Here is a 17530-nt window from a genome sequence, read left to right as displayed (position 1 = left end):
CTATTTTTTTCCGTCAGCCTGATTGCGGGCTTTGACGATCCGCTGAATCTCTTTCAGAGCCAGCAGGTGACCGGGTTCCACCATCGTACCATGCGTGAAACCGTCCAGCTCAAACAGCTGCGTCTGTTTGTGGCCGACGACTTTCATCAGGCTGTTGAGGTACGCGTTTTCTTCATAGCGGGTCGGGAATTCGAGATTCCGATCTCCCGTGATTAACAGGATCGGCGGTGCGTCTTTACGGGCATGATACAGCGGGGCCATGTCATCAATGATCGGCTGGTCGCGGCCGATGCCCATCTCTTCCCGCACAGTCATATGTGTGATGCAGTGACCGCTGTAAGGAATCAGGCCGGCGATCTGATTGGCGTCGATCTCGTGTGCTGCCAACCAGCGACGATCGAGACCGAGCATACTGGTCAGATAGCCGCCCGCGGAATGGCCGGCGACAAAAATCAGACTCGGATCACCACCATATTTCGCGATGTTCTGAAATGTCCAGGCGACCGCCGCCGCTGCATCTTCAAGGTAAGCCGGCTTTTTCGCTTTGGGAAACAGACGATAGTTGACGGCGACGACTGCAATCCCCTGGTCTTTTAGTGCTTTCGGGATCGATTTCCGGCCCCCCTTTAATCCGCCGCCATGAAACCAGACGACCGTCGGAAAGTTTTTGATCGTCGTCGGGTAATATAGATCGAGTTTGCAGCGTTCGTGCATGTATTCGTTCTGCTCCGTCTCTGCTGCGCTGCGATAGGGAATGTCGCTAATCGTCTTATAGCCAGAGTCGCTCTCCTGGGCCGGGGCAGGGTGGGCCTTACAGAGGATCAGGAGCAGTAACAACAGGGAGCATGAATTCTGAAAACGTCGCATTACGATACCTCAAATAGTCGTTGTCTCAGTGAGAAGTTCTGATGGTTTCAGTACCAGTGGCGTGAGCCGATTATAGGCTACCCGCTTAAGCAATGACAGGCCGGGCACACCTTCGCGCGAGGGGCTCCTGTCAATCTGACCGGTGAATCCAGGCATTCAGTCTTGCACGCTGTTCGAGGTTTGTAATACTGGTTCTAAACACCTCCATCGAGAGACCACGATGAAACTATCTTCGAATCAGGCAACTTCATGACCGCCATCCTGGGTATCTCCGCATTCTATCATGATTCCGCTGCCGCGCTGGTGGTGGATGGGGAAATTGTCGCTGCCGCCCAGGAAGAACGCTTTTCCCGCGTTAAGCAGGATGCCTCCTTTCCCGCACATGCAATTGAATACTGTCTGAAGGAAGCCGGTCTCACAGTAGATCAGCTCGATTATGTCGGCTTCTATGAAAAGCCATTTTTAAAATTTGAGCGACTGTTGGAAACAACCCTGGCCTTTGCACCACTCGGTTTCCGTGCGTTTCTGAATACGATTCCCAGTTGGCTTTCGACCAAGCTGCATCTGCCCCGGGTGATTAAACAGGAACTGCAGGGGAAATATCAGAAACGGATCGTCTTTTGTGAACATCACGAGTCGCATGCCGCCAGTGCTTTCTTTCCGTCTCCCTTCGAAGCAGCGGCAATTCTGACCGTGGACGGCGTGGGAGAGTGGGCCACTGCCGGCTATGGGGTCGGGCGGGGAAACAAAATTGAACTTCAGAGCGAACTCCGTTATCCGCATTCACCGGGGCTCCTGTATTCCGCGTTTACGTATTACTGTGGCTTTCGCGTCAACTCGGGAGAGTACAAACTGATGGGGCTGGCCCCTTACGGAGAGCCACGCTACGCCGACCTGATCCGGGAGAAACTGGTCGATATCAAAGCCGACGGTTCGATCCGCCTCGATCTGGCTTACTTTCGGTTCTGTCAGGGGCTGACGATGACCTCCCCTCGCTTTCACAACCTGTTCGGCGGACCACCCCGGCAACCGGAAACCGAGATCACACAGCGTGACAAGGATCTGGCGGCTTCGATTCAGGTCGTGCTGGAAGAGATCCTGCTCAACATGGTCAGGCACGTGCATCGAGAAACACAACAGACGCGTCTCTGTATGGCGGGCGGGGTCGCTCTGAACTGTGTCGCCAATGGCAGAATCCTGCGGGAAGGACCGTTCGAGGAAATCTGGATCCAACCTGCTGCCGGAGATGCCGGAGGCGCACTGGGAGTCGCCCAGATGATATGGCACCAGTTGCTGAATCAGCCCCGCACACCACAGTCCACAGACCAGCAGCAGGGAAGTTTCCTGGGGCCCAGCTTTGACGATGTGGAATTACAACAGTTCCTGGACGACCAGCAGATCGTCTATCACTGTCTGTCCGATGATGAGCAGCTCTGCAGGCAGGTTGCCGGTTACCTGGCCGAGGAGAAAGTGGTCGGCTGGTTTCAGGGACGCATGGAATTCGGTCCCCGGGCACTGGGGGGACGCAGTATTCTCGCTGACGCCCGCGGTGCACAGATGCAGTCGACGTTGAATCAGAAAATCAAATTCCGCGAATCCTTTCGGCCTTTTGCGCCTGCGGTATTACGCGAACGGGTCACCGACTACTTTGACTTTCCTGAAGAACACGACAGTCCTTACATGCTCCAACTGGCACAGGTGAAGTCACAGGCCGACATTCCGGCGGTGACCCACGTCAATGAATCGTCCCGCCTGCAGACCGTCGATCCGGAGCGGCATGGCCTGTTTTATCAATTGATCGCTGAGTATGAAACACAGACGGGAGTCCCGCTGCTGATCAACACCAGTTTCAATGTGCGGGGTGAGCCCCCCGTCTGTACGCCCGCGGAAGCGTGGCACTGTTTTGTATCCACAGAGATGGATGTCCTCGTTCTCGAACATTTTGTGATTTTAAAATCCGAACAGTCAGAGCAAAAGATGCAGGCGTCACTGCAGAAACCCGCGCGAACCATACTGGATTAAACCCCGCATACAGTAATGAAAACAAACGGCATGGCACTTATTGAAATCAACTGGAATCCGAAACTGAGCGAATTGCGAACGTTTGCAATCGCGCTGGCCTGCCTGTGCAGTCTGGCGGGATTCTTCTGTCTGCAGCGAGAGGCCTCTGTGCTGCTGACCGGCACGCTTCTGGGAGTATCGCTGGCCAGTTGCACTTTCGCCTGGCTGGCACCGCAGGTGATGCGGCCCGTATATCTCGTGTGGATGATCCTGTTTTATCCCCTGCGGTGGTTGATTTCCTGTCTGCTGATTGCCGTGGTATATTATCTGGTGATCACACCCGTTGGGATCCTCCTGCGACTGTGTGGTTACGATTTCGTGGGGAAACGGTTTGACTCCCGGGCCACCTCGTACTGGCAGCCCAAACCGCAGGTTCGTAAACCGGAAGATTATTTTCGGCAGTTTTAATCTGCCTCGACCGCCTCAGGTGAAACCATGACAGAACAAGGCTCAGCAGAACCGGCACCCGAAGACAGAGCGCAGGCTGAGTTTCAGGCACAGTCCGAACTGCCTGCGCAGGGCATCGTGGCCGAGTTCTGGGACTTCCTCTGTCACAACAAGAAATGGTGGCTTGCCCCGATCATCATTGCCCTGCTGTTGATTGCGCTGCTGGTCGTCATCAGTGGCAGCGGTTTAGCCCCCTTCATCTACCCGATTTGAGATGAGACCGACCGCATTTACGAGGCATTCCGGCGGGCCTTCAGTTCCGGATACTTTTCATCCGTATCGCCCACCTGTTCCTTCAATTCATCCAGCTGTTTTTTCAATTCTCTCACCGTCGGCTGATATTCCGGCTCGGCGATCACATTGCGCATTTCATGAGGATCTTTCCGCAGATCGTAGAGCTCCCAGTAAGCCTCGGTCGGTTTCTTCACGGCACCCGGGGCATCCAGCGGTAATCCGTAAAAGAAAATCAGCTTAAAGTCTTTCGTACGAATGCCATAATGGGCCGGGTTGTCGTGGTGGGCCATGTGCATCCAGTAGCGATAGTAAGTCGCCTGCTTCCAGTCGGCGGGAGGCTGTTCCCCTTTGAGAATGGGTAAAAAGGATCGTCCCTGCATGAAATCCGGTTTTTCGACGTTCGCCATCGCCAGCAGAGTCGGGGCAAAGTCGACGTTGTTGATGATCGCGTCGCTGGTCGAACCGGCTTTGATCCATTTCGGGTAGCGGACAATGAACGGCATTCGCTGTGATTCTTCATACATCCAGCGCTTGTCGATGTAGTCGTGTTCGCCCAGCATGAAACCCTGGTCCGCCGTGTAAACGATGATCGTGTTGTCCAGTTCGCCTGTCTGTTCCAGGTGATCGAGCAGGCGGGCGATGTTGTCATCCACGCCCCGCACGCAGCGGAGGAATTTTTTCAGGTACCGCTGATAAGCCTCGTGGGTATATTTGTCAGCGGGCAGATTCGGATCGACAAACATATGATGTCCCATGTTGCGCCGCTGATTCCGCGGACCGACCGAGGTGCCGTAGAGCGGGTGGTTTAAGGGACCATGCTGCCCCCGGTGCCAGAGGGAATCGGGTTCGGGAATCGTGACATCCTGGTACAGCCAGTCATAACGTTCCGCGTTCTCAAAATTATCGTGGGGGGCTTTGAAGTGATGCATCAGAAAGAACGGCTTCTGTTTCTGCTTGCGGTTTTTGAGCCACTTCAGTGAGATGTCCGTAATGGCATCGGAGGAATGTTTGGAATCGTAGCCTGCTACCCGGAATTCGTTTTTGGGCCAGGGCTGGGGACCGCGGACGCGAAACAGCGGGTTGAAATAATTTCCCTGGCCGGGCAGCACTGTGTAGAAATCGAATGCCGCGGGTTCTTTTTTCAGATGCCATTTCCCGACCATGGCCGTTTCGTATCCGGCCTGTTTCATGAGACGGGCCAGATGCTGCTTTTCCGGCGGGATGGCTCCGCTCAGCGTCGTGACGCCGTTTACGTGGGAGTACTGGCCTGTCATGATCGTGGCCCGGCTGGGCGTGCAGATTGAATTGGTACAGAAGACGTTCTTGAGCAGGATCCCCTCCCGCGCGATTCGGTCGAGTGTCGGCGTCGGGTTGACCACCGCCAGGCGGCTGCCATAAGCGCCGATTGCGTGCGCGGCATGATCATCCGACATGATGTAGAGTATATTGGGCTGTTTCTCTGCGGCATTTAGAGCGGGCAGGGCCGTCAGCAAACTGAAGAGACAGCAGAACAGCAGACAGATTGAGCGCGGCTTGAGCATGTTCATTCTCATAGAGTTAAGAGGATTTCGGATCTCTGGATCTGAGGCGGATTCCAACAAACCGTTTGCAGTGGACAGACCAAAAGCATAGACTTGAGATTATAACAGGCAGGTGACCCTGGGGAAATTCTGCATACCAAATCCCCGCCGATTCCACTGCCCAGATACTGCATTCCTTTTTTCCTTGCCTCTGGATTCGACAACATGACATACTCAAAAGCAAAATTTCTCGCAGTCCTGCTGCTGGTGCTCTTCGTCTGCAGTCCAGCTACGCTGTCCGCTGCCAAACATACCAACGTCATCCTGATTATGACCGATGACCAGGGAGGCTGGGACTATGGCTTTCTGGGAAACAAAATTCTCAATACCCCCAATCTCAACGCCATGGCGGAACGCGGGGCGCGGATGAGTCGCTTTTATGTGAGCCCGGTCTGCACGCCCACCCGGGCCAATCTGATGACGGGCCGCTACAACTACCGGACACGGGCCATCGACACCTATATCGGACGTGCCATGATGGAACCGGAAGAAGTGACCATTGCCGAAGTCCTGAAACCTGCCGGATACCGGACCGGGATCTTCGGCAAATGGCATCTGGGGGACTGTTATCCCATGCGTCCCCAGGATCAGGGTTTTGAGGAAGTACTCGTACTGCGTGGCGGCGGCATCGGTCAGCCCAGCGATCCCCCGGAAGGTGCCGGTAAATACACAGACCCGGTTCTGTTTCATAATGGCGAAAAGAAGCAGATGAAAGGGTACTGCACCGATATTTATTTTGACCATGCGATGAAATTCATCGAACAGAATGAAGCAGATGATAAGCCGACCTTTATTTACCTGGCTACCAACGCACCGCACGGTCCCTTCGGCGATGTTCCCGAGGCGCTCCGCGAGAAGTATAAAGCGATGGACCTGAATGACGCGTACGGTTATACCCTGAACCCCAAACGCAAAAATGAAAAACTGTACGATAAGACCTCACGCGTCTTTTCGATGATTGAAAACATCGATCAGAATATCGGGCGACTGTTCAAGCATCTGAAACAGATCGGCGCTTACGACAATACGCTGGTCCTGTTCCTGAATGATAACGGCCCCAATGGTCCGCGGTATGTCGGCCCGCATCAGGGCTCGAAAGGCAGCGTCAACGAAGGGGGCATTCGCTCTCCGCTGCTCGCGCACTGGCCCGCGCAGCTCAAACCGGGCACCGTCAACGGCCGGATCGCAGCGCACTACGATGTCTTTCCGACGATTCTGGCAGCCACCGGTGTTTCCAAACCGAAGTCGCTGAAACTGGACGGCAAAAATATTCTCCCGCTGCTCAAAAACGAAGCCGACAACTGGCCCGAGCGCGCCCTGTTCATGCAGTGGCATCGGGGTGATGAACCGACCGCACGAACTAATGCTGCGGTCGTGACTCAGAATTACAAGATGACGTTTTCCAAACCGGATGCCCCCGGAAAACTGTTTCAACTCGTCGATGATCCCGGGGAACGTCACGATCTGTCTCAAGAGAAGCCGGCGATCGCGAAATGGCTGACGAATCAGTATGACCAATGGTTTGCCGACGTGAGCCATACACGGCCTGATAATTATGCGCCCCCCCGGATCCATGTGGGGAACCCCAAAGAGACCACCACCGTGCTCACCCGTCAGGACTGGCGGTATTCCGGTCCGAAGGGAAAGGGCTGGACACGCGATGCACGCGGCGTCTGGCTGATCACGGTGGAAGAAGACGGAAACTATGATCTCAAAGTGCTGTTCTCCAAATCACAGCCACCACTTCCGTCTGAACTGACGATGAAGGTCGGTAATGACCTGTTCCATGCGGTGGTGCCCGCTGATCAGGCGGAGCATGTGTTCAAAAATGTCACCCTGCATAAGGGAGAGCAGACTGTCGATGTAAAAATCATCGAGGGCGATATCGAACGCGGCCCGATGATGGTTTACCTCATCCAGAAACCCGCGGGATCGTCCGCCCATTGAGCGGGATTTTCCCCATATGAAGCGTCAGTACAGGGAGGCTGCATTCTCGCAGAAAGTGCAAAAGGTTTCCCAACTGGAATGGTCTTGAGTCAGGATTCCATTTACTATAAATAAGGAATCTTAAATTATAGATGCTCTGCTCCAGGGCGAAATGCTGCGTTTCTGGGCCTGAATTCTCCAGCGGATTCAGGCCAGATACGTATGAAGTCTGGGGCAGACCTGGTGAAAACCGGGAGAATTGGCGGCAGAACGTCATTCAATCATCACTCCACAGGTCGACATGCACTGCGGCCTTCCTCTGTTTACGGGATTGATTAATGCAAAAGAATTCAAACTTCAGCCGACGTGAGTTTCTGAAAACGACCACAGCCGGAGCAGCCGCCATTTCAACCGGGGTCTGGACCGGACTGGCCCCGGCTGCTTCGAAGTCTGCGAACGAAAAACTGAATATTGCCTGTATCGGAACTGCCAACCGGGCTGCCGCCGATGTCGAAGGTGTCAAAGGCGAGAACATTGTTGCGCTGGTTGACGTCGACTCGAACTACCTGGATCGAGCCGGTGCCAGCTTCCCCGATGCCCGCCGGTATGCAGACTATCGTGAGATGCTGGAGAGCGAAGATGGAAAAATTGACGCGGTCGTCATCGGCACCACCGACCATCATCACGCACCCGCATCCATTCGCGCCATCCGCAAAGGGTTGCATGTCTACTGTGAAAAGCCGCTGACGCACACCGTTCAGGAAGCCCGCATTATCGCAGAGGAAGCCAAAAAGCAGGGCGTTGCGACTCAGCTGGGAACTCAGATTCATGCCGGCGATAACTACCGCCGCGTCGTGGAAGTCGTACGGTCCGGAGTCCTGGGTGATATCGACGAAGTTCACGTCTGGGTCGGCAAAGGCTGGGGCGGTGGCGATCTGCCGACCGAAACCCAGGAACCTCCCAAGAATCTGAACTGGGATCTGTGGCTCGGACCGGCACCCGAGCGGCCCTATGCTGCTGGCCGTTATCATCCCGCACAATGGCGTCGCTGGTGGCAGTTCGGCCAGGGAACCCTGGGCGACATGGCCTGCCATTATATGGACTTGCCATTCTGGGCACTGGACCTGCGGCACCCGACCCACTGTGAAGCGGATGGACCGGAAGTACATCCGGAAGCCTGTCCGCACGGCTTGATTGTTCGCTACCAGTTCCCCAAACGGGGCAGCCTGGTTCCGGTGAATCTGACCTGGTACGACGGGAACAGGATTCCCAAGAAAGTCGCCGGTCAGCGTGTTCCCGGCAGTGGCGTGATGTTCGTCGGAACGGAAGGTTCCATGTTTGCCAATTACGGCAGCTACAAACTCTTCCCGAAAGAAAAGTTTGGCGACTTTAAGCCGCCGAAGCAAACCATCCCCAAGTCCATCGGTCATCATGCGGAATGGATCAAGGCCTGCAAAGATGGTTCACCCACCACCTGCAACTTTGATTATTCCGGTGCGTTAACCGAAGCCGTGCTGCTGGGCAACGTGGCGTATCGTTCGAAGTGTGCCCTGGAATGGGATGCTGCGAACCTCAAAGCAACAAACTGCTCTGACGCCGACAAGTTTATCTCGAAAGAGTACCGCGACGGCTGGGAAGTCGTTTAATCCCGCAGTCAACCGGATCAACGCCGGCTCCTCCCGTGGGGTGGAGCCGGTCTGATCGACTGGCTGGACTATTCGCCAGGAATATACTTCAACTGAATTTTCGTATTCGGCAATTTCTTTTTCAGCTCTTTGACACCTTCCGCCGAGACTGCGGTACGCGTGACTGTCAGTTCTTTGAGGCTGGTCAGACTTTCCAGAGCCGGCAGGCCGGCATCGGAGACCGGGGTCGATCCCAGGTGCAGAAATTCCAGCTTGTGCATGTCTTTGAGGTATTTCAGCCCCGCATCGGTGACCTGCGTATTATCCAGGTTCAGCCATTCCATGTTTGTCAGGCCCTGTAACGGTTTGACACCTGTATCGGTCAGGGCGACCCGCCAGAGATTGAGTTTCTGCATGGCCTTGAGGCCTGCCAGGTGCTGCATCCCGGGATCGGAGAGCAGGCTGTTTTCGCTCAGGTCCAGTTCGACAATCTGGGGCATCTTCGCCAGTGCGGCCAGCCCCTCGTTCGAAATCTGATTCTGGGCCAGACGGATCTTCTTCAGTTTGGGGAATGTGGTGAGCGTCTGCAGTGCTTTGTCGTCAATCAGCGTTTTGGCGAGATAGATTTCTTCCAGCTTCTGCAGATCTTTCAGTTGTGTCAATCCGTCGTCACTGACCCAGAGGAAGTCGAGCATCAGCACTTTGAGGTTGGTCAGCTTGTTGATGTCGGGCATCGCTTCATCGTCGATATCCTCATTGCCCGACAGGCGAAGTGCCTTCAGTTTGGAGAGCCCGGTCAGGTAAGAAATCGATTTATTATTCAGCGAGCAGTCGCGGGCGTCCAGATTTTCCAGGGACGCGACTTTGGCGATCAACTCGAGTTCCGCTTCGGTAATCGGGGTTTCGTTAAACAGCAGCGAACGCAGACGCGACAGCTGGGTGATCCCCTGGAGATCTTTGGCATCATCAATCAGAGTGCCGCGCAGATTGACTTCGATTACGTAACCCGCTTGATCCAGTTTCAACTTTGCACCGGCGGCTTTGAGCGACTCCGCAGCTTTGAGTTCACTTTCCGGAACGCTGGGTTGGGATGCCTCCCGGGCCGGTTTGCTGCTTTCCGCTGTTTCCTTGGAGGCAGACGGTTTGACCTCGGATTTTTCGGCACAGCCGGTGATCAGAGTCAGACAGAAAACGAGAATCAAAGCTTCTCGAAATGGTTTCATAGTGTGATCCTTCAAGCATAAGTAGCAAAAGTGGTCGTCTGACACTAGAGGTAGTTTCAAAACCCAAAACTACGTGAACAGTTTGGTATAGTATTTGTACGAGTACCTCCCTCGAAAGGAGGTCTCATTATGACCATGACCCGCGTGTCACGACCTGCCACAGGTCGCAACATTACCGGGTCCAGGACGGAACCAAAACCACAACTCTCGGACGAGCAATGGCTTCTGATCAAAGATCTGTTTCCAGAACCACCGGTAAACGCAGCCGGAGGGCGGCCCAGAGTGGCTGCCCGCGAGTGCCTCGAAGGAATCCTTTGGGTATTAAGGACCGGTGCCCGATGGAAAGATTTACCAACATTTTTACCATCTCCCAGCACCTGCTGGCGGCGTTTCAAGGAATGGACCGAAGACGGTGTCTTCCTGGAAGCGTGGCAGCGATTGCTCGAACACTTAGACCGCCGGAAGCTGGTTGTCTGGTCGGAAGCATTCGGGGATGGCACATTCTGCCCCGCAAAAAAAGGGGCGCCGATGTCGGAAAGACAAAACGGGGAAAGGGAACCAAGCTTATGCTGCTGGTCGACGGAAACGGGCTCCCTCTCGCTTTGGATCGTGCCAGTGCCTCTCCGGCAGAGGTGAAGCTGATTGAATCCCTGCTGGACCAGCGAGTTTTGCCACGCGACCCCGATCGCCTGATTTATGATCGTGCGGCCGACAGCGATCCCCTGCGCACAGAGCTGGCGGAACGGCAGATAGAGCTGATCTGTCCGCATCGCAAGAACCGTGTGAAACCAGCGACGCAAGACGGGCGTGCTCTGCGGCGATATCGACGCCGCTGGAAAGTCGAACGCACCATCAGCTGGCTGTTCAACTTTCGTCGTCTGGTAATACGATATGAACGATACAGTCATTTGTTTTTAGGATTCGCACAACTCGCGTGCGTGTTCACCTTACTTAATAAGTTATGAAACCACTTCTAAGCATACCGACTCGCAGGAAGACTCAAAACCGATGACAAGACAGCAATTCCGTTTTTTGTTGAAATCCGGTGTGGTCAGAGAAACGCAGCTGAGCATCAGGTTATTTCGCAGGATTGAACTTCAACGCATAGAGGTCGGCATCATGCATCACAAACCGAAGTCGCACCGGCTGACCAGCCAGGGAGGAGACATCAGGGCCCTGTTTCCAGCGTACAATGCGGGCGATATGGTCGCCGTAAATCGGTTCGCAATCTTCCAGGGTGAAGCCGGGCAGGGGATTGCCGGCTTCGTCCTGAATTTCGACCTGGATCTGTCCAGCGGCGCTGGTGGAGTAATTGATCTCCAGCTCTTTACCGGTAAAGGTGAGCGGTTTCGTGATGAACGTCCCCCCTGCGAGTGGCGCGTTGACGGAAGCAACACCGTCCAGCCGCAGGGTATAACGCCTGCCTCCGGTCAGAAACAGCGACATTTCGGCAGGTCCGGTCTGGTGAATGCCGATGGCCGCATAGTTGGCACGATTTGCCCAGCCATCCATGCCGACACCGGGGCGGATGAAAGACTGGGTGAATTCTCGATCGTAGAGCGCATCACCGCGGGCACTCATAAACAGGATGTCGGTTGCGGCCCCCCGTTTGGCCATAAATCGCGTCGGCAGCGCAAAGTAGATGTGCGGTGCACGAAAGTAAGGCTGCGTGCAGGCGGTATAAAGATGTTCGTTGGGCAGATTGACGGGCATTTCCTGGAACGGAGTCCAGTGGATAAAGTCTTTTGACGTCGTGCGGGCAATGCCACGATAGCCTTTAATAAACCGCCGGAAATAGCAGACGTAGGCCTGCTCATTCTCGGACCAGAATGCGTAGTTCTGGGAATCGAAGTATTTGCCCCACGCTTCAGGAATCACCGGTTCTTTCTGCAGCGGCTCCCAGTGAATCCCGTCCGGCGAGACGAACGCTTTCAGTCCACCCGCTCCCCTGCGTTTACGAACTTCGAGGTGCTGATTGGGCTGGTAGGCGAGTCCGCCCAGTGCCTTGTATTTTTCGGAAGCAGGCACGCCGGGTCGGGTATCGATGAAGGGCGTGAAATTGTGGTTCACCAGAAACTCATGCATCAGTACGACATTTCCCGATGGAAAGGTCGGGTGATCCGGGTAGATTCCCAGGTGAGGTAAGGTCCAGTGAATGGCATCTTTGCTTTCCGCATACAGAGTGACTTCACCATCGTGGTACTGCTCCCACCCTTTTTTCCAGTGGTTACCCGGTTGGGTATCGCCCCGATAATAGAATTGAAATTTATCGTCCGCCTTGAGGACCGTCGCGTAATGGCCGTGCGGGCGTGGCGGTGAGACGGGGGGCATGAGCTGCGGTGTGTGCAGTTTGAGTTCGGCGTCGATTAACTTATCGACCAGAAAGCGATCGACAAACAGTTCCCGGCGAGAACCAATCTGGCGAACCGGTTCATCGGCACCCACAACTGACCAGGCAGGGAGCAGCAAAACGGCGCACAGGCAGAGGATCTTCATCTTGGTGGACCTCGTCTCTGTATTGTAGGAACGGGTTTAATCGAAGGATTCGTCTGACGACGATTCCGTTGTTTCATCCAGCGAATTCAGTATGGAATGAATCGGTTTCAGATGTGCCGTTAGACTTTGGACGGCTGCAGCGCAGTCACGATCCCGGAGGGCATCAACCACCTGCTGGTGTTCGTGAATCATCTGGAATGTGGGCAGCGGAAAGAAATCAATGCCCTGTTGAAAATACTTCATCAGCACCTGATGAAACTGTGTGATCAGTTCCTGGTTGGCTGACTGTAACAGCGCTTCGTGGAAGAGCAGATCTTTTTCCACAAACTTTTGTAACAGCAGTCCCGATGAGAGCTGATCGTTAGCCAGGAGTGTGCTCTGTTCGTCGATGATCTGCTGCAGGCGGTCCAGTTGTGCTTCTGTAATATTGTGGGTCACCATCGGGAGGGAACCAATTTCAATCACCACGCGCAACTGAGCCACTTCCCGCCAGCCTTTTTCACAGGTGGTCTGGGGAACCAGAACTTTGCGTAAGACAGACTGAATGTCACCTTCTGCAACGGATAGTCCCACTTTGGGGCGGCCGGTAATGACTCCCAGTCCGCGCAGATTCCCGACCGCTTCACGAATCACGGAACGGGAGACTCCAAACTCCTCGGTCAGTTTTTCCACGGTTCCCAGGTAGCTGCCCGGTACCAGTTTTTCTCTCTGGATTCGCAGGCAGATCTGTTCTGCAATTTCTGAGCTTTTGGGGAAAGAGGTTGCCCAGCTGTCAGAGTTTAAAAGGTCGGTCGGTTCTGGCATGTTTCACTTCTCAAAGTTTGACGGGGAGTGAAAGCTATGGTGGGCACTATTTCGTGAGCATCATTAAGTAATCATATGCTGATAAGAAATTAATATAAAATCAACAGACTACAGGAAAAAGAATTCGGATAGTGGCTATCGATACAGGAGTGAATCTTTAAAAACGGAAGAGGTAGGCAGTCTGTTCCGCGGCATGTTCGAGTGAATTGATCATTTCAATCTCCGCTCGTTTCATGGTCAGATAGTCTGCAATCCGCGATTCGCCGAAGCTTTGCTGAAACAGGGCATCTTCTTCGAGGCCGGCCAGTGAGGTTGAGAGATCCGCAGGATAACGCGTCATTCCCCGTGCTTCGCGTTCTTCCGGAGTCAACAGTGCCGGATCGGTCATGATCGGCTCACCGGGAGAAGCAGCATTGTCGATTCCCTCCAGCCCGGCACAGAGGAGCGCCGAGAGGGCGAAATAAGGGTTGCATGTCGGGTCAGACGGTTTGAATTCGACATTGACGGTGGCTGCTTCCTGCCCCAGGAATCCGGACGCAGCCCGCAGGGTGGCTTCACGGTTGTCGGGGCCCCAGGAAGCGTAACAGGAACTCCAGCAGCGCTCGACAAAGCGACTGTAGGAATTGGTAGTTGGGGCAGTGAACGACATCACAGCCGGCAGGTGATTCAGGACTCCCGCCATAAAATGCAGTGCCAGTTCTGAAAGTCCGAATGGGGCCTCCTTGTCGTAAAACAGATTCTGTTCGGTCTCTTTGTCCCAGAGGCTGAAGTGAATGTGGCACCCGTTACCGGCTGAATCGGGAGATGCTTTGGGCATAAACGAAATCCGGAAGTCATTTGCCAGCGCGACGCCCCGTACGGTTTCTTTGAACGTGACCTGCTGATCTGCAGCCAGCATACCCTCCTGGTGCCGAATAGGGATTTCATGCTGACCGTGGCCTGCTTCCGGATAATACTTCTCGACCTGTACTCCCTGTTGTTCCAGTGCAGAGAGAATCGGCAGGATATAGGGGCTGGCCATATCCATGGCGGCCGAACTGAAACAGTTGGTCTGATCCAGCGGCTCCCAGTTGTCGTGCACATTACGGTAAATCGTAAATTCGTTTTCAAATGCAGCACGCAGAACCAGTCCCCGTTCTGTCAGTTTGTCGAGAAAGGTCTGGAGCAGATGCCGCGGGCAGAGTTCCCAGGGATCCCCCTGAATGGTGTTCAGGTTGGAAATCATCCGCGCATGGCCCGGGAGATAGGGGAGCACCTGAAACGTATTGATGTCCGGACAGATGCGGACCTCACCTACCGGCTGAAACTGGCTTTCCGGAGGCAGGTGATCGAAAACCGTGACCGACGCCTGCGCCTGTGTAAGCCCCAGCCCCCGTTCGAGGACCTCATCGATACTCCCGGGCAGAAACGCTTTCCCGCGGGCAATGCCGTCGGGCCCGACGTAGATCGCGCGCACCAGTTCGATGTTGTATTCCCGCAGCTGTTTTTCCAGAAGATCCCGCTGCATCTGTCTCTCTCTTATCGGTAGTGGACCCGTTGTGTGAAATAGACCGCGAGATGGTTTAACGCATCACAACTGCCGTCTTTTTGATTTCTTTATGACAGGCGATGCAGGTCATTGTCAGATGCAGATAGCTGAGAGAGGCTCCATCGATATTCTTCTTTTTGGCGTAATTCTGCAGTTCTTTGGCAGCGTTGCGAAATTCGGCACTCTGTTGTGCGAAGATCGGTCCTTCCACAACCTGCCACTCGGTGGCATTACTCATTTCGATCAGCTTTTGCGCACCCTTCTGGATTTGCTCAAAATCTTCCGTGACCAGACCTTCCAGTACGGCCTTGGAACTGTTCAGTTTCTCCTGCATGAACTGGGAGACTTTTTCCTGCGCGGGATCTTTCTTTTTGGGTTTCGTAGCGACATGAACCAGCTCTGTCGCCTGCGCGGGGGAGAGGGAAGTTCTCTGATCGCTGCCACCCGTGATGAGAATTCCACAAACAATAACGAGTAGGATGCTGCGCATGGGTTGCTCCTTCATAAGTGTCTCAGGATAGAAAGGAACCTGAGGCTGTAGATGACAGAACTCAGGCCCTGATTGAATTCTAAAAGATTCAATCAGATTCTGGAAAGGGTATTTAGTGGTTTTTCACAATCCCCTTGCCCGAGGTACCAGTAGAAGCTCAAGGCAGCTTGTGAACTCAGGTTCTTTTTCCTGCGTTCCAGGCGGGCGGATCGCTGGCCGGAAACGATTCATCTGATGCTTCATCGATGGCATTCAGTGGACGTTTGCCTGAGGGATCCGAGATGATGGTCAGCAGCAGCGATGCAGATTCCAGACATTCGACCGAATGCGGCTCCGCATGGGGCAGATGGAGTAACTGTCCTGGGGAGAGTTCATGGCTTTCACCCAGACAGTTGAACTGCACACGGCCTTCCAGGCATTGCACGGTTAAAATGCCTGCAGCAGAATGATTGGGCAGGGACCGACCTGCCTGCAGGACCAGACGGACGATCTGTAATGCATCGGTTTTGACCAGCGTGGTCGTTTTGGCTGACTCCAGGCCAGCGCCCAGCGGGCTTATGTCAACCACTTCACCCGCTTTGGCATGTGAGAGTGTCATGACTGCTATCCTTCTGTTTGAGTCTATGCTTCTCCAGTGATGCAGACTGATTCCAGCTCAATGAACCAGCAGGCGTCACCGAGTCAGGCACGCGAACTGTAAATCTGGCGGGTGCCTGTCTTTATTGTAAGATACAGGAGTCAGACAGAAAAGGGGCGATTCCCAAAAGGAGCAAACTTCATCTTCAGCATGGTTTCAGCTGCTGCACGCCTGCTTCCAGAATCTGCTGTGCAGACAGGCTGATCTGCGGGTCACACAGTTCCCAGGGCGTTTCTCCCGTTCGGATACAATGGGCAAAATGTTCGGTCGCGGTCTGCAGAGAGAGCACTGGACACTCTACTTTCACCTCTGACCCCAGCGGATCTGCTGCGGTCGCCAGCATCAGTCTGCCTTTTTTGTGCGGTTCGACAATCAGGGTCCCCTGAGTCCCATAAATGGCGGTCGCATAGGCTGTCAGTTTGCCGATTTGAGACCAGGAACCTTCCGCGGTCGCAATACCATGGGGATATTGCATGACGATCAGCGCGTTGTCCTCGACTCCCAGCGGAGCGGGGCGATACTGCCCACCGATTCCGGTGACAGAATCCGGCGTCCCCAGGAGATCGCTGGCGAGGACACAGCCGTAGCAGCAGTAATCCATCATGGCACCGGCTCCGTTCAGCTCCGGATCAAACAGCCAGTCGCAGAAATAATCACTGCACCCCAGTTCCTTCGGACCGGCATGGGCGGCCCGGTATTTTACCTGCCAGAGGTCTCCGATGCCTCCTGATTTGGCCAGCGCAAGTGCATGCTGCATCTGCGGCCACCAGGCAAACGGCCAGTTGACCATCAGGCACAGATTTTTCTCTTGAGCGGCAGCCAGCATGGCCTCGGCCTGCGACAGGCTGGCGGCCATCGGTTTTTCAATCATCACAGGCAGCCCCTGCTCCAGAGCCAGCAGAGTCAGTTCCGCGCCCGCTTTGTTGCTGCTGAAAATATAGACGCCGTCCAGTTCCTGTTCGGATAACAGCGCTTCGGCTGTGTCATAGACCGGACACCCGTATTCGTTCTGAACGCGGTCGCGGAGTTCCTGGTTGGTATCGAAGGCAGCCACGAGCTCGGCGTTTTGGGAATGCGCGAGCTGGGGCAAGTGATCCCAGACATGGTCGTGAATTAAACCGAGAACTCCAATTCGCAATGCTGATTCTGACATAATGTTGCTCAATGACTTTAATAAGGGGAATGCTTATTGAGATTGCTGCTGTAGAAATTCGGAGAAGGCCTGCCTGATCTGTTCGATTTCTGGTTCCGTATAGTCACGGCGCTCTGGCTGCCCCCAGACCGGAGCCGGCCAGTAGGGATCGGTCTGTTTCCGACCGATGACATGAATATGGAGCTGGCTGACAACGTTGCCCAGGGTCGCGATATTCAGTTTGTCCGGCGCACAGTTCTGCTGCAGATAGCGGGCCACCAGGTTCACCTGCTGCAGGATGGTGGTCTGCCTGTCGAAGGGAAGATTGGTGAGCTCGATCTCCTCGCAGTGGGGGACCAGGATGAACCAGTCCACCAGCGCATTGTTCATCAGCAGCAGGCTCGATTCTGTCAGCTCGCAAATCAGGCTGCAGTCCGCCTGCAGACGCGCGTCCAGTTGCATGTTGACTCCTTTGTGTTG

16 protein-coding genes are annotated in these 17530 nt (G+C 54.6%); 6 read left to right on the top strand and 10 right to left on the bottom strand.

Annotated elements, in window-relative coordinates:
• Positions 1 to 867, bottom strand: coding sequence for an alpha/beta hydrolase (locus Enr10x_RS23305; RefSeq protein ID WP_145113460.1), 867 nt, complete (start codon positions 865 to 867; stop codon positions 1 to 3).
• 249 nt (positions 868 to 1116) lie between these two features.
• On the opposite strand from Enr10x_RS23305, the gene Enr10x_RS23300 reads away from it, so the two are divergent.
• From Enr10x_RS23300 to Enr10x_RS23290, 3 genes are read left to right on the top strand one after another with little or no spacing between them, the layout of a single operon-like run.
• On the top strand, positions 1117 to 2889 hold the full coding sequence (locus tag Enr10x_RS23300; protein ID WP_145113458.1) for a carbamoyltransferase family protein: 1773 nt from the start codon (positions 1117 to 1119) through the stop codon (positions 2887 to 2889).
• A gap of 30 nt (positions 2890 to 2919) precedes the next feature.
• Complete coding sequence (locus tag Enr10x_RS23295; RefSeq protein WP_145113456.1) at positions 2920 to 3336, top strand: SxtJ family membrane protein; 417 nt, start codon at positions 2920 to 2922, stop codon at positions 3334 to 3336.
• Between the two features lie 27 nt (positions 3337 to 3363).
• Positions 3364 to 3588: a DUF5989 family protein gene (locus Enr10x_RS23290; RefSeq protein ID WP_145113454.1), complete on the top strand. Its 225-nt coding sequence runs from the start codon at positions 3364 to 3366 to the stop codon at positions 3586 to 3588.
• Positions 3589 to 3605: 17 nt separating this feature from the next.
• Here the strand turns inward: Enr10x_RS23290 and Enr10x_RS23285 are convergent, their stop codons facing one another.
• Positions 3606 to 5150, bottom strand: a complete 1545-nt coding sequence (locus Enr10x_RS23285) for a sulfatase family protein (protein ID WP_145451535.1) — start codon at positions 5148 to 5150, stop codon at positions 3606 to 3608.
• A gap of 204 nt (positions 5151 to 5354) precedes the next feature.
• Between Enr10x_RS23285 and Enr10x_RS23280 the strand changes: the two genes are divergently transcribed.
• Both Enr10x_RS23280 and Enr10x_RS23275 read left to right on the top strand, forming a co-directional pair.
• Positions 5355 to 7136: an arylsulfatase gene (locus Enr10x_RS23280; RefSeq protein WP_145451534.1), complete on the top strand. Its 1782-nt coding sequence runs from the start codon at positions 5355 to 5357 to the stop codon at positions 7134 to 7136.
• Positions 7137 to 7453: 317 nt separating this feature from the next.
• Entirely contained in the window at positions 7454 to 8761 is a 1308-nt protein-coding gene (locus Enr10x_RS23275) for a Gfo/Idh/MocA family oxidoreductase (RefSeq protein ID WP_145451533.1), read from the top strand.
• 68 nt (positions 8762 to 8829) lie between these two features.
• On the opposite strand, the gene Enr10x_RS23270 is transcribed toward Enr10x_RS23275, so the two are convergent.
• On the bottom strand, positions 8830 to 9963 hold the full coding sequence (locus Enr10x_RS23270) for a leucine-rich repeat domain-containing protein (protein WP_145451532.1): 1134 nt from the start codon (positions 9961 to 9963) through the stop codon (positions 8830 to 8832).
• Between the two features lie 135 nt (positions 9964 to 10098).
• On the opposite strand from Enr10x_RS23270, the gene Enr10x_RS23265 reads away from it, so the two are divergent.
• Positions 10099 to 10928 (top strand): IS5 family transposase gene (locus tag Enr10x_RS23265; protein WP_390621349.1). Its coding sequence is split into 2 segments (ribosomal slippage): positions 10099 to 10489 and positions 10489 to 10928, totalling 831 coding nucleotides; the frame shifts between segments, so codons are not numbered across the junction.
• A gap of 112 nt (positions 10929 to 11040) precedes the next feature.
• Here Enr10x_RS23265 and Enr10x_RS23260 read toward each other — a convergent pair.
• The 7 genes from Enr10x_RS23260 to Enr10x_RS23230 all read right to left on the bottom strand — a co-directional run bounded on the left by Enr10x_RS23260 (position 11041) and on the right by Enr10x_RS23230 (position 17512).
• The gene (locus Enr10x_RS23260; RefSeq protein WP_145451531.1) at positions 11041 to 12459 is read right to left on the bottom strand and encodes a hypothetical protein; all 1419 of its coding nucleotides are present in this window, start codon (positions 12457 to 12459) and stop codon (positions 11041 to 11043) included.
• 36 nt (positions 12460 to 12495) lie between these two features.
• The gene (locus tag Enr10x_RS23255) at positions 12496 to 13263 is read right to left on the bottom strand and encodes a FadR/GntR family transcriptional regulator (protein WP_145451530.1); all 768 of its coding nucleotides are present in this window, start codon (positions 13261 to 13263) and stop codon (positions 12496 to 12498) included.
• A gap of 157 nt (positions 13264 to 13420) precedes the next feature.
• The gene (locus Enr10x_RS23250) at positions 13421 to 14770 is read right to left on the bottom strand and encodes a glutamine synthetase family protein (protein ID WP_145451529.1); all 1350 of its coding nucleotides are present in this window, start codon (positions 14768 to 14770) and stop codon (positions 13421 to 13423) included.
• Positions 14771 to 14825: 55 nt separating this feature from the next.
• Complete coding sequence (locus Enr10x_RS23245) at positions 14826 to 15281, bottom strand: hypothetical protein (protein ID WP_232093110.1); 456 nt, start codon at positions 15279 to 15281, stop codon at positions 14826 to 14828.
• A gap of 175 nt (positions 15282 to 15456) precedes the next feature.
• Positions 15457 to 15879: a cupin domain-containing protein gene (locus Enr10x_RS23240; RefSeq protein WP_145451528.1), complete on the bottom strand. Its 423-nt coding sequence runs from the start codon at positions 15877 to 15879 to the stop codon at positions 15457 to 15459.
• 184 nt (positions 15880 to 16063) lie between these two features.
• Positions 16064 to 17071: a Gfo/Idh/MocA family protein gene (locus Enr10x_RS23235; protein ID WP_145451527.1), complete on the bottom strand. Its 1008-nt coding sequence runs from the start codon at positions 17069 to 17071 to the stop codon at positions 16064 to 16066.
• A gap of 33 nt (positions 17072 to 17104) precedes the next feature.
• Positions 17105 to 17512, bottom strand: coding sequence for an HIT domain-containing protein (locus Enr10x_RS23230; protein ID WP_145451526.1), 408 nt, complete (start codon positions 17510 to 17512; stop codon positions 17105 to 17107).
• Positions 17513 to 17530 lie beyond the last annotated feature (18 nt).

The sequence above is a fragment of the Gimesia panareensis genome (assembly GCF_007748155.1).
GTDB lineage: Bacteria > Planctomycetota > Planctomycetia > Planctomycetales > Planctomycetaceae > Gimesia > Gimesia panareensis.
This window is presented reverse-complemented; position numbering and strand designations above follow the sequence as displayed.

Bases quoted from the DNA above. Each gene is read 5' to 3' on its own strand.
- Enr10x_RS23305 (WP_145113460.1), bottom strand. From the start codon at position 867: ATGCGACGTTTTCAGAATTCATGCTCCCTGTTGTTACTGCTCCTGATC.
- Enr10x_RS23300 (WP_145113458.1), top strand. From the start codon at position 1,117: ATGACCGCCATCCTGGGTATCTCCGCATTCTATCATGATTCCGCTGCC.
- Enr10x_RS23295 (WP_145113456.1), top strand. From the start codon at position 2,920: ATGGCACTTATTGAAATCAACTGGAATCCGAAACTGAGCGAATTGCGA.
- Enr10x_RS23290 (WP_145113454.1), top strand. From the start codon at position 3,364: ATGACAGAACAAGGCTCAGCAGAACCGGCACCCGAAGACAGAGCGCAG.
- Enr10x_RS23285 (WP_145451535.1), bottom strand. From the start codon at position 5,150: ATGCTCAAGCCGCGCTCAATCTGTCTGCTGTTCTGCTGTCTCTTCAGT.
- Enr10x_RS23280 (WP_145451534.1), top strand. From the start codon at position 5,355: ATGACATACTCAAAAGCAAAATTTCTCGCAGTCCTGCTGCTGGTGCTC.
- Enr10x_RS23275 (WP_145451533.1), top strand. From the start codon at position 7,454: ATGCAAAAGAATTCAAACTTCAGCCGACGTGAGTTTCTGAAAACGACC.
- Enr10x_RS23270 (WP_145451532.1), bottom strand. From the start codon at position 9,963: ATGAAACCATTTCGAGAAGCTTTGATTCTCGTTTTCTGTCTGACTCTG.
- Enr10x_RS23260 (WP_145451531.1), bottom strand. From the start codon at position 12,459: ATGAAGATCCTCTGCCTGTGCGCCGTTTTGCTGCTCCCTGCCTGGTCA.
- Enr10x_RS23255 (WP_145451530.1), bottom strand. From the start codon at position 13,263: ATGCCAGAACCGACCGACCTTTTAAACTCTGACAGCTGGGCAACCTCT.
- Enr10x_RS23250 (WP_145451529.1), bottom strand. From the start codon at position 14,770: ATGCAGCGGGATCTTCTGGAAAAACAGCTGCGGGAATACAACATCGAA.
- Enr10x_RS23245 (WP_232093110.1), bottom strand. From the start codon at position 15,281: ATGCGCAGCATCCTACTCGTTATTGTTTGTGGAATTCTCATCACGGGT.
- Enr10x_RS23240 (WP_145451528.1), bottom strand. From the start codon at position 15,879: ATGACACTCTCACATGCCAAAGCGGGTGAAGTGGTTGACATAAGCCCG.
- Enr10x_RS23235 (WP_145451527.1), bottom strand. From the start codon at position 17,071: ATGTCAGAATCAGCATTGCGAATTGGAGTTCTCGGTTTAATTCACGAC.
- Enr10x_RS23230 (WP_145451526.1), bottom strand. From the start codon at position 17,512: ATGCAACTGGACGCGCGTCTGCAGGCGGACTGCAGCCTGATTTGCGAG.